At 32.7% G+C, this 11,754-nt stretch carries 9 protein-coding genes; 7 read left to right on the forward strand and 2 right to left on the reverse strand.

The annotated features are described in order from the left end of the window. Window positions 1–98: 98 nt before the first annotated feature. The 4 genes from CLO1100_RS04750 to CLO1100_RS04765 all read left to right on the forward strand — a co-directional run bounded on the left by CLO1100_RS04750 (window position 99) and on the right by CLO1100_RS04765 (window position 3,686). Window positions 99–662: a DUF6144 family protein gene (locus CLO1100_RS04750; RefSeq protein WP_014312613.1), complete on the forward strand. Its 564-nt coding sequence runs from the start codon at window positions 99–101 to the stop codon at window positions 660–662. Between the two features lie 93 nt (window positions 663–755). After that, window positions 756–1,265, forward strand: coding sequence for a GNAT family N-acetyltransferase (locus CLO1100_RS04755; RefSeq protein WP_014312614.1), 510 nt, complete (start codon window positions 756–758; stop codon window positions 1,263–1,265). Between the two features lie 479 nt (window positions 1,266–1,744). Continuing rightward, complete coding sequence (locus tag CLO1100_RS04760; protein WP_014312615.1) at window positions 1,745–3,181, forward strand: glycosyl hydrolase family 8; 1,437 nt, start codon at window positions 1,745–1,747, stop codon at window positions 3,179–3,181. A 148-nt stretch (window positions 3,182–3,329) separates the two neighbouring features. Next, complete coding sequence (locus tag CLO1100_RS04765) at window positions 3,330–3,686, forward strand: BlaI/MecI/CopY family transcriptional regulator (RefSeq protein WP_014312616.1); 357 nt, start codon at window positions 3,330–3,332, stop codon at window positions 3,684–3,686. 1 nt (window position 3,687) lies between these two features. Here the strand turns inward: CLO1100_RS04765 and CLO1100_RS04770 are convergent, their stop codons facing one another. Next, window positions 3,688–5,235 carry a pentapeptide repeat-containing protein gene (locus CLO1100_RS04770; RefSeq protein ID WP_014312617.1) on the reverse strand — a complete coding sequence of 516 codons (1,548 nt, stop codon included), beginning with the start codon at window positions 5,233–5,235 and terminating at the stop codon, window positions 3,688–3,690. Between the two features lie 186 nt (window positions 5,236–5,421). Between CLO1100_RS04770 and CLO1100_RS04775 the strand changes: the two genes are divergently transcribed. The 3 genes from CLO1100_RS04775 (at window position 5,422) to aspS (ending at window position 11,056) form a co-directional block, all read left to right on the forward strand. After that, window positions 5,422–7,431, forward strand: a complete 2,010-nt coding sequence (locus tag CLO1100_RS04775; RefSeq protein WP_014312618.1) for a retron Eco8 family effector endonuclease — start codon at window positions 5,422–5,424, stop codon at window positions 7,429–7,431. A 204-nt stretch (window positions 7,432–7,635) separates the two neighbouring features. Further along, the gene (locus CLO1100_RS04780) at window positions 7,636–8,679 is read left to right on the forward strand and encodes a reverse transcriptase family protein (protein WP_014312619.1); all 1,044 of its coding nucleotides are present in this window, start codon (window positions 7,636–7,638) and stop codon (window positions 8,677–8,679) included. Window positions 8,680–9,307: 628 nt separating this feature from the next. Then, entirely contained in the window at window positions 9,308–11,056 is a 1,749-nt protein-coding gene (gene aspS, locus CLO1100_RS04785; protein WP_014312620.1) for an aspartate--tRNA ligase, read from the forward strand. A 101-nt stretch (window positions 11,057–11,157) separates the two neighbouring features. Here aspS and CLO1100_RS04790 read toward each other — a convergent pair whose 3' ends face one another. Further along, a complete protein-coding gene (locus CLO1100_RS04790) occupies window positions 11,158–11,700 on the reverse strand; it encodes a TetR/AcrR family transcriptional regulator (RefSeq protein WP_014312621.1) in 543 nt (180 codons plus the stop codon). Window positions 11,701–11,754: the final 54 nt, after the last annotated feature.

Consider the following 11,754-nt stretch of genomic DNA (forward strand, 5'->3'; position numbering starts at 1 on the left):
CCGACATTCAGTAAAATGGTGTGCTTTTTTGATTACACTAAAATACCGCTTTTTAGAAAGTCTTATTTAAATTTAATTTTAGAAATTGGAGATTGAGAATGACAAAACAAAAGCACAGTGAAGCGAGAAAACTCTATGATAATATATTAAAGTACAGCACTCATGAGATTGCTGAAAAAATTGCTTATGATACAGATTTAATACCATCATCAAGCAACAGTGAAAAATCAGAATGGGTAAAATACGTTTCTTCTGAACTTGAGAAACATTTTGAGGAACATACAATAAAGAATATACGAATGAGTTGTTACTGCAATGAAAATGGAAAATTAGACGAATCAAAAGAATTCATTAGAAATATATATAAATCCTCAAATACTATGGCGGATTTTGTTAATAAAATGAATGAATACGGGGCAGGGTGGTACATAGAAGATGGATGTCTGTTCACCAAATATTTTTCTTGCCCATGTCCTATGCTTGAAAGTGTTGATGTTTTACCCACAAAAACTTGGTGTTATTGCACAGTTGGATATAATAAACAAATCTTTGAATATACTTTTGATTGTGAAGTTGAAATTGAATTATTGGAGAGCATTAAAACAGGAAGCAAGCAATGTCTTATGAAAGTTATCACACATAATAAGGATATTATTAAATGAAATGAATAGAGGTAATAGGATTGTTTGTTATACAAACGTTACTGAGTTTAGCCACAAAATTATTTTACGATATATTTTAAGGGGTATAGAATCATGGTAGTACACAATATTGTAACAGATCGACTTATCATTATACCTATGACATATTCAATGGTATGTACTGTTTTAAGCGGTAGCACTGAGGAGTATGAAAAGCTGGGTGTTAATTTTAATGGCAAGTGGCCGCTTCAAGATACTTTAGATATTTTACATTTCCTAAAAGATAAAATGAAAAGAAATGATACTGATGGATTTGATGTATGGATGGTCGTAAAAAAAGAAGACATGACTGTTATAGGTGATGCCGGCTTTAAAGGTGCACCAAATGAAAATGGAGAAATTGAAATAGGGTTTGGTTTAATAAAAGAAGAGCAGCAAAAGGGTTATGGATATGAAGTTGCAAGTTCCTTAATTAGATGGGCTTCACAAAAAAACATAGTAAAGGTTGTTAAGGCCGATTGTTTAATTGATAATATAGGTTCGATTAAATTATTGAAAAAGTGCGGAATGAATGAAATTAAAAGAGATAATGAGTTTATATATTGGGAAAAGAGGATTATATAATATACATATATAGCAATATGCTTAATATCCCCAACATTGGTAATGCTGGATATTAAAGTAAAGGACCCCAATTCATTAGAGGTAGAGATCAGAGGGTATACGATCTTAGCAAAATTCCTGAGTACAACAACATTGTCGTTACTGTGGCATCAATGGATGCATATAAAGCAACTTTTAAAAAGTTGATGTAAAGAGTAAACAATAAAAAACTGAATTTTATTATGTTAAGTCTCCTGTAACAGTTATTAACTGTATACAGGAGATTTTGTTTTTTCACAATAACCATTTATGTTAACATGTTCAAAATTTATCATAAATTGACAGTATAGGTTTTATATGCTAAACTTATGTCGGGTTTAATCGGTTAAACCATAATCTATTTATAAAATGCTTTTCAAAAAGGTATTAAGGTTGGTTTGGGGCTAAATCCCCGGATTAAACTTTAAATACAAAACTATTATATTAAGGGAGGAATGAAAATGAAAAAGTTTTTTGCTTGCTTGCTTGTTTTGGCTATGATTGTTTCAATTATACCAATAGATATCGCAAGTGCGGCAACAGGTGGATATTATGCCACCGGAACCTACAGGAACGTCTTCGTTGAAACAGGAAGGACAGAGGCTCAGGTTCAAGATAAGCTGGCTACTATGTTCGATAAATTTTTCAAAGGAGACACTAACAATCAAAGATTGTTTTATGAATCAGGAACTGACGAGGCATACATAAGAGATACCGGAAACGGTGATGTACGTTCGGAAGGTATGTCATACGGTATGATGGTTTGTGTACAAATGGACAAAAAGAAGGAATTTGATATGCTGTGGAAATGGGCTAGAAACCACATGTATCAAACCTCTGGTCAATTTAAGGGATTTTTTGCATGGCAGTGTAACTATAGTGGCGGTATAATAGATAGCACTCCTGCTTCTGACGGTGATGAATACTTTGCTATGGCTCTTCTCTTTGCTGCACGCAGATGGGGGAACGGAACAGGTATATACAACTATGAAGCAGAAGCACAGACTATATTGGATGCGATGCTACACCAGTCAGACGACGGTGTTGGATATAATTTAATCAATAAAAACACTAATCAGGTTGTTTTCTGCCCAAGTGCAGGAAATTATGATTTTACAGATCCGTCCTATCATCTCCCTGCATTCTATGAATTATGGGCATTATGGGGACCTGAAAGAGACAGAGCTACTTGGAGTACGGTAGCTGCTAAGAGCAGAGAATTCTTCAAAAAGTCTACTAATTCTACAACAGGACTTAACCCTGACTATGCAAATTTTGATGGTTCAGCAAAAGAAGTTTCATGGAGTTCAGGTCATGGAGATTTCAGATTTGATGCATGGAGAGTTATTCAAAATTCTTGCGTAGACTATGCTTGGTGGCAAAAAGACAGCTGGCCTTCAACTACTTTCGCACCTAAAATACAGGCTTTCTTCAAAAACCAAGGTTTATCCTCTTACGGTAACCAGTATACACTATCAGGTTCAAAGCTGAGCAGTGATCATTCTCCGGGATTGGTAGCTATGAATGCCGTAACATCTTTAGCACAAGATGCAACAACTGCTAAGCCTTTTGTTGATGAATTATGGAATACTGCTGTTCCATCAGGTCAATACCGTTACTACGATGGAATGCTTTATATGCTTGGAATGCTTCATGTAAGCGGAGAATTTAAGATATGGGGTGCAGTACCTACAGAGCCTACGGTAACACGTGGTGATATTAACAATGATACTGTTATCGATTCTGTTGACTTTGCATTGCTCAAATCTTATCTCCTGGGTAAGACAACTACATTGCCTAATATGGAAGCAGCAGACACAAATGGTGACGGTACTGTTGACGCAATGGATTTTGCTGTATTAAAGCAATATCTTTTAGGTATAGTTAAAACTCTATAACACCTTAACGTATTATTTTTATACAGGGCAGAGCCGTTACGGGTCTGCCCTGTAATTTTTGTGTTAATACTGCTTATTTGACAGACTTGGTGTAGTAAATTAAACTAAAAACTAGATTTAGTTTAATTCACTACAACGAGGTAATATAATGGATGAAATTAAGATATTTGATGCAGAATTACGATTTATGAACATTATCTGGAACAATGAACCTATAAAAAGCACCGAGTTGGTTAGTATTGCAAGTGAGGAACTGGGATGGAAAAAATCAACTACATATACAGTAATAAGAAGGCTTTGCGAGAGAGGTATAATAAAAAATAAAAACACAAAGATACAATCACTGATAAAGCGAGAGCAGGTAATGAGGTCCGAAACACAGGAGCATATAGAGAAGATTTATTCCGGCTCACTAAAGCTTTTTTTTACTACCTTCTTAAAAAGAAAAAAATTAAGCAAGGACGAAGTAGAAGAACTCAAAAAGATTGTTGATGAAAATAGTTAAATCATACAATTTTTTTATTGTAAAATTCACGGAATTTCATTGAATCATCAATATAAGTTATTTCTCTGCTAAAATTATTTTCGAATAACGCATTTTGAAAATTTGTTATTTTTTTAAAACTTGATTTAATGAACTTTGAATTTAAAAATAAAGAATCATTAAGATTTGTTCCGGCAAAAATTGATTGGAAGAAATTTGCATTGTCCAACTTTGTGTTACTTAAATCCGTACCGCCAAGATTAGCAGCTAAAAAATTAACATTTTTTAATTCAGATTTGCAGAATACAGTACCGTAAAGCTTAGCATTGGAATAGTCGGTATTTATTTGTTTAGTGTTCTCAAAAAAACAATGTTTGAGTTCACTATCAGCAAAATTAGTGTCTTTTATAATAGCTCCATGGAATTTTGTATTTATACCCTGACTAGATATAAATGATGCATTGTCCATTTTAGTTGCAATAAAGTTGGTTTTATTGGTAACAGAATAATCAAACTTTGTTTCCGATAATAAAGCGTGGTTAAAATTTGCCCCGGTTAAATCTGTATTTGTGAAAATTGCTTTTTGACAATTGGTAAAAGCAAACCTTGATTTTCTTAAATCTGCACCATTAAAATTCCATCCAGATAGGTCTATACCGTCTAGAGATACCCCACGGAGGCATGCCTGACTTAAATCATATTTTTTACCGTTCCTTGAGATTAATTCTATAATTCTGGATATAGCTTGTAGAATTCTTTCATACTCTTCAGAAGTTGATATCCATTCACTGATCACCTTATTTTTTTCTTCTTCAGTAATTTCTTCAATTGAAAGTTTTTTTAATTTTTGAGTGGAAGCTATTTTCCATTTTAAGGTTTTTTGAATCTGATTACTCCTATAATCATTGTTTCTATTGTTTATCTCATCTAAATCAAGGAAAAAGTTTTCAGTTAAATCCTCCTTGGATATTCCGAGATATAATAGCTTACTTGCCAATTCAAACTGTTTTTCAAGTAAAGATTTACTTTCATATAATAAATATGGCAATGTCTGCATGGGCATCTTAAGCAAAGCCGCAAGACATGTAGAAATAACATCACTGTTTGAATCAATTTTTAAGACATTTATGAGTAACTGAATGGAATTACTGTATTCACTTAGTGCTTGGATGGCAGACAGACGGATAGTGGTATCAGTATTACCCAATTCTTTAAGTAAATTGGATACACGTTCCTTTTCATTATGCTTAATTTGATTTGAAAGTCCTTCGGCTTGTATTTTCAATGCCCTTGACGTACTTCTTGTTGTTAAAAATAATGTAACAAATGCTATTATAATAGGTATTAGCTGTATTAATAAATTATAAATTCTTGAGTCATGTTCATCCTGAAGTTTTTGTGTTTCCAGAAATACTTTTTCTTTTTCTATGTCAGATTGTTGTACGTTTTTTATAATAGGAGACGGATGAAAAGTACTGACATTTGATTTGTCATAGGGAAAACTACATCCTGCAAGAAATAAAAAAATTAATATAATCAGACTGGCTATCGGAATTTTATTCTTAACCATTAAAGCTCCCCCTGACTTGAAATAGATATGTAAAATAATGCTATAATATGAAATATTACAACAAATGGATTTATAAGTAAATATTAGTGTAAAAAATATAAAACAATTTATATAAATATGTTAAAATGATTAAGAATTTATTGGAAATTTTGGTATTAGAATTTATCGTTACAATAAGGTGAATATATGGGAATTGCTAAAATTGAAATATCAAATTATAAATCTATTAAAAAATGTAGTCTGGATATAACCGACATAAACCTTTTAATAGGGGAAAATGGATGCGGTAAATCCAGTATTTTAAGTGCGGTGAAATTTTTTATGCAAAATTTGGGTTCTGATGAAGAAATAAATGAGTGCGGTAATATCTTTGATATGAATAACCCATTCAGCAATTGTGTAAAAATAAGTATTTATTTTGATATGAGTAAATTCAGATTGATTGCGTCAAATCAATTATTGAAAAATGATGCTAAAAGATATAGAAGTTATTACTTAAAGATAATGAAATTATCTGTAAATAAACTATTAAAAGTATCTCTGACTAAGATAAAAGATAAAAGGATTTTATGGAATATAGCAAGGAATGATAGAAAGATACTTAGTTCCATTTTCCCTGTCTACTTTCTCGATTCTAGAAGAATAGACTTATTTGATTGGTCAGAACTATGGTATTCCATAGGAGATTTGATAAAGCTGGATAATGATATAAGTATGCAATTTCAGGAAGCTATTAACAAGCACATGGATGAATGTAATGATCCGAAATTTTTGTATGCACTTAGAAATATAAATAATATTATTCAAACATCACCGGTACAGATTTTACAATATTCACCTAAAGAATATTCAAATTCACTTTTAAAAACATATTTACAAGGAGATACCTTTACTTATAAAACCAAAAAGCTTACATATTTCTCCAATGGAACAAATGCATATAATTATACTATTTTTCTGTTGGATATTCTGGAGTTGATTTCAAAAACAAAACTTAAAACACCCACTATTGTACTTGATGAACCGGAACTGAGTCTGCATCATTCACTGGTAGATAATCTATCAAATAAAATATTTGAAAGTGGAAGATATATAAAAACTATTGCTTCCACACATTCCCCCAGACTAGTTAAAAATGTTTTGCAGGATAGTGAACAAAAGAAATTAATTTATCATGTAAAATTAAAAAATAACTATTCAAAAACTAGTAGGATGAAATTGTTTACTAATATAAATTCACGTGAAAAAACTTTTATTACTGATGACCATTCCAATGCGTATTTTTCAAAAATACTGTTATGCGTGGAAGGGGAATCTGATCTGGGCTTTTTCAGTAACAAATATATCAGAGACATTTATCCTATATTGAATTCCGTTGATATTTACAAATCCATGTCAAATAAAGTAATTGAAAACATAATACATCCGCAAAAAAGAAAATACTCAACTCCCTGTATTACTCTATTGGATATGGATAAAGTTCTTAATTTCGATTTGAGAAAGTCAAAATTCAAACTGGATTGCTTTTTTATAAAAAGTAAAGAAGCATTTAAGTTTCAACTTTCATATAAGACCGCAAGGCTTAATTACATATACAAGAGAATAACAGGTATTGTAGATAAAAGTAATATAAATTTTAACGAGAAGTGGGGATTTTGTGAAGATGACTATTATTTTAGTTTAGTTAAATTGCTGAAAGAATACTTTGCCAGCCAATCAACCTTTATAAATGCTACAACAATTGAAGGAATGATTGTGACTAAGGATAATTTTGAAATATTTACAGAATTCTTTACAAGCAAATTAAAAAACAATAGATTAAATAAGTTTCAAAGTTTGTACAACTGTTTCGACACATCTGCTCAAAAGTGCAATTTTTTAAGGCTAGTATGTAATGGTAAATCGGATACCATATTAAACACGGATAAATTGAAATTATCCAGATCAGAAAAAACACAAATTGAGGAATTGAGACAAAGAAAGACTGACGGATGGATGAGTGAGTTTATCGAATTCTATGTAAAAAAATTCTTCAGTCAGCAGGGATTATTATGTTCGAGCTTTCAGCAGTATAAATCCATTATATATAAGAAACCTGATTTAAAGGAGCAGCTAAAGAGTAATTTTTATAATGATTTTAAGGAACTTAGTAGTTTAATACGGTTGATTGAATCAAACTGTAATGTTATAATTTAGATGCTTGAGTAAAAACTGGTAGCAAATCTATTAATTATATATAGTTAATAGGCCCTCGTGCGGGAAATGAGTACCCCGGCTAAACCGAGGGGAGTAAATTTCAAATTGGCATCATCTCGTTATTCTGTGTATGTATTTGTAGAGAGTCGCAAAGCGAATATTTAAGAGAGTACCAGTTTTTATTTAAGCTAAATTAAGGTGCCTATGAAAATTTATAAAGAAGAATATTTTTATAATAGCATATTAAAGCACAGTAAAGAAACTGTTTTAAAAGGTTTGGGTGCTAAGAGTGAGGCCTACTTTAAATTCGATATGCCAAAAGCAAATAACGAAAAGAGAACAATATCTGCATTAGATAAAGATAATCTGATTCATGAGCTGCAGTCTAATTTGAATAATAACTTTTTCTCACTTCAACCACTACCCATATGTGTTAAAGGTTTCGTAAAAGGAAATAGCTATTTAGACTATTTGAATGCCCATATTTATGATAATTCTTCAACATATTTTGTCAGATTGGATATAAAGGACTTCTTTGATTCAATCAGCAAAGAGGTATTGATTTCAACCCTACGGGAATTTGTTGGGATAGAAGATGTTATAAATGTCATTTATGATATTTGTACACTTGAGGAAAAGCTGCCACAGGGAGCAGTCACCTCTCCTTTGCTGTCCAATCTGGTTTTGAGAAGAATAGACCAAAGAATAACACTATATTGCCAGAGCTTAGGTGTAACATATACGAGATATGCCGACGATTTGTTGTTTTCAAGCAATGAAATTGATTTCAGACTTAAGAAATGGTTTGTAAAAAAGATAAAATACATATTATGCAGTATAGATTTAAAGATTAACTACAAAAAAGTAAAGTATGGTAAGGGTCTGATATCCATAAACGGATATGTTGTTGATAATAATGTAAATTTATCAAGAAAAAAGCTTTACAATTTAACATCAGTATTATATTTTTTCAATAAAAATAAAGGTAAATATAAAAAGATCTATAAAGTTGACAATAATATATTTTTAAATAGGACATGGTTGGAAGACTTAAATACATTTCTCACAAACTCAACATCGTCAAAATTAATATTTGGCAGTATACAAAAATTACAGAATTTCCTTATAGGTTATCGGGCTTACCTTATATCATGTATAGGTTACTCCAGTGAAAAGAAAATTGACCAATATAGTAGTAAAATAAACCATATTGAGAGCATTCTTAATAAACTTTTGCAATTGAATTAATAAGATAATTTCTTATTGACATTTAACACTTTAGAGTGATACACTAAATTATTATAAATTAAAAATATGTAGGAGCTAATATGTTGAATTTTCAGTTTATAAAACTGAATAATGGGTACAATATTTAGCACTTGTGGCTATGACAAAAAATCATAGGTGCAAGTGCTAAGACTTGTACCTATGTGATACTGTAATAGTAAGAATCACATTGGTAGATTTTAGTAGAATTTACATGTGGTTCTTTTTTTATACAGAAAGGGTGTGATAATATTTGGCATAAAACAATGCCTGCATGAAAACACAAGAATTATAATTGAATTTAACGGCGATGACGAAGAGAAGTAACGCAACTTATCGTTCTCAGTGAGTGGGAGATAGTGAGAACCCCATAAAGTGAATTTGCGTGAATAACACTTTAGCAGCTGCAATCTGAACATCGTACAAGTAATATTGTGTGATAAGTAGGAGAGCCGTAGACTGTACGAAAAACAGGAAGGTTTTTTGAACCGTAGAGTGACTGTTAGTCAGTAATTCAGGTGGTACCGCGGACATTATGTGTTCGTCCTGGACTTTTTAGTTTTGGATGAGCATTTTTTTATGCTCAAATATTGATATAAGGAGAAAACTTATGAACACATCAAACATATATCGGAACAGGACATTGGATAAAATCAGCGAAGGTGATGTTGGCTGGGGATTGAAAATAGCAGGATGGGTTGAGAACATCAGGGATCATGGAGGAGTATCCTTCATAGATCTCAGAGATATGTACGGCGTAATGCAGGTTGTAATGCGAGACAAAAACCTTTTAATCGGAATCAACAAAGAAGACTGTATATGCGTCGAGGGTAAAATTGAAATACGTGACGAAGAAACATATAATCCTAAAATCCCTACGGGAACAATTGAAATGGAAGCACAGTCCGTTGAAATACTTGGCAAGGTATACAAACAGCTACCTTTTGAAGTAATGACATCAAAGGAAATACGAGAAGATTTACGTCTTAAATACCGTTATCTTGACCTGCGAAATAAGAAAGTTAAAGATAATATAATTTTCAGATCGGAAGTTATCAGCTTCTTAAGACAAAAGATGACTGAAATGGGCTTTCTGGAAATCCAGACTCCTATTCTCTGTGCTTCATCACCTGAGGGTGCGAGAGATTATATAGTTCCATCCCGTAAATATAAAGGAAAGTTCTACGCACTTCCACAAGCTCCCCAGCAATACAAGCAGCTTTTAATGGTATCTGGTTTTGACAAGTATTTCCAGATAGCACCTTGCTTCCGTGACGAGGATGCCCGTGCCGACCGCTCTCCGGGCGAATTTTATCAGTTGGATTTTGAAATGAGCTTTGCTACACAGGAAGATGTATTTCGTGCAGGTGAAGAGGTGCTGACAGCTGCATTTAAAAAATTCGCCCCTGAAGGCAGTGTGGTAACAGATGCACCATATCCGGTAATAAGCTATAAGCAGGCAATGCTTGAATTCGGAACCGATAAACCTGATTTGAGGAATCCCCTAAGAATAGTAGATGTAACTGATTTCTTCCAGAGATGTACCTTCAAACCTTTCCACAACAAAACAGTTCGTGCAATCAAGGTACATGCCGACATGTCAAAGGGGTTTCATGAAAAGTTGTTGGAATTTGCTACTTCAATAGGCATGGGTGGTCTGGGTTATCTCGAAGTAAATGATGACATGACATATAAGGGGCCTATCGATAAATTTATTCCCGATGACATGAAGGACGAGATTGCACAAATTGCAGGGCTAAATCCGGGAGATACAATTTTCTTTATAGCAGATACAGAAGAACGTGCATCACTTTTGGCAGGTCAGATTCGCACAGAACTTGGCACCCGTCTTGATATATGCGAAAAAACTGCATACCGCTTCTGCTTTGTTAATGATTTCCCTATGTTTGAGTATGACAAAGAAGAAGAGAAAATTATATTTACACATAATCCGTTCTCAATGCCCCAAGGTGGATTGGAAGCACTTAATAGCAAAAATCCGTTGGAAATACTCGCATACCAGTATGATATAGTTTGTAACGGCATTGAACTGTCCTCAGGTGCAGTTAGAAACCATAATTTGGATATAATGGTTAGAGCTTTTGAAATTGCAGGTTATACAGAGGAAGATCTTCAGCAGAAATTTGGCGCATTGTATAATGCGTTTCAGTATGGTGCTCCTCCTCATGCCGGAATGGCTCCGGGTGTTGATCGAATGATTATGCTGCTGAGAAACGAGGAAAATATCAGAGAGGTTATTCCATTCCCGCTGAATGGTAACGCTCAGGATATGATGTGCTGTGCTCCTAATGAAGTAACAGAAAAACAGCTTCGTGAAGTCCATATTAAAATCAGATAGAAGTATTTTAGAACATAGCAATATAAGGTATACAAGTATAACATTAATAAATGGGAAAATTCAGTCATCCTGTTTATTGATGTTATACAATAGTACCTGGTTTAGTCTGCTTTTATACTAGAATAAATTATGTATAAAAAGGTTTTAAGAGGCGTGTCGCAATTACTTTTACACCACATTCTGATAGCACCCACAAGGCCCGAAGTACAAAATTCAAGAACATATATGTTTTTTAAATTCGTTGAACATGAGGAGTAGCTTGTAAGCAGGCATCTAATAAATCCCTGCAGTTTGTCTTCAAAAGTAATATTCCTTTTGTCGTTAAAAAACCTTATAAAAAAATCCCGATACTCATCAAACAAAGATACTACTTTATCTAGAAAATTATCAGTAGTTGTACTTGCTGCACCTTTAATCAATATATGGAGTTTTTGTTCGATATCAGATAGCACTCTATTTTCCAGACAATCCAGTGCATCATATATATCTTTGAAATAGTCATAAAAGGTTATTCTGTTATATCCGGCTGTATCTGTTAGCTTTTTAATGGTTATTTTGTCTATATCATGACTTTTATATAATTTCCAGAATGCATCCAATAGAATTTCCATGGTAAATTGTCTGCTTTTTGACATTTTATTCATAGTTTACCTCAAAAACATACATTTGGTATATTATTGTATGTTGAAAAAGCACGT

Origin of the sequence: Clostridium sp. BNL1100, from assembly GCF_000244875.1 — a bacterium.
Lineage (GTDB): Bacteria > Bacillota > Clostridia > Acetivibrionales > DSM-1351 > Ruminiclostridium.

Coding starts and splice junctions, on each gene's coding strand:
- CLO1100_RS04750 (WP_014312613.1), top strand. CDS start 99: ATGACAAAACAAAAGCACAGTGAAGCGAGAAAACTCTATGATAATATA.
- CLO1100_RS04755 (WP_014312614.1), top strand. CDS start 756: ATGGTAGTACACAATATTGTAACAGATCGACTTATCATTATACCTATG.
- CLO1100_RS04760 (WP_014312615.1), top strand. CDS start 1,745: ATGAAAAAGTTTTTTGCTTGCTTGCTTGTTTTGGCTATGATTGTTTCA.
- CLO1100_RS04765 (WP_014312616.1), top strand. CDS start 3,330: ATGGATGAAATTAAGATATTTGATGCAGAATTACGATTTATGAACATT.
- CLO1100_RS04770 (WP_014312617.1), bottom strand. CDS start 5,235: ATGGTTAAGAATAAAATTCCGATAGCCAGTCTGATTATATTAATTTTT.
- CLO1100_RS04775 (WP_014312618.1), top strand. CDS start 5,422: ATGGGAATTGCTAAAATTGAAATATCAAATTATAAATCTATTAAAAAA.
- CLO1100_RS04780 (WP_014312619.1), top strand. CDS start 7,636: ATGAAAATTTATAAAGAAGAATATTTTTATAATAGCATATTAAAGCAC.
- aspS (WP_014312620.1), top strand. CDS start 9,308: ATGAACACATCAAACATATATCGGAACAGGACATTGGATAAAATCAGC.
- CLO1100_RS04790 (WP_014312621.1), bottom strand. CDS start 11,700: ATGAATAAAATGTCAAAAAGCAGACAATTTACCATGGAAATTCTATTG.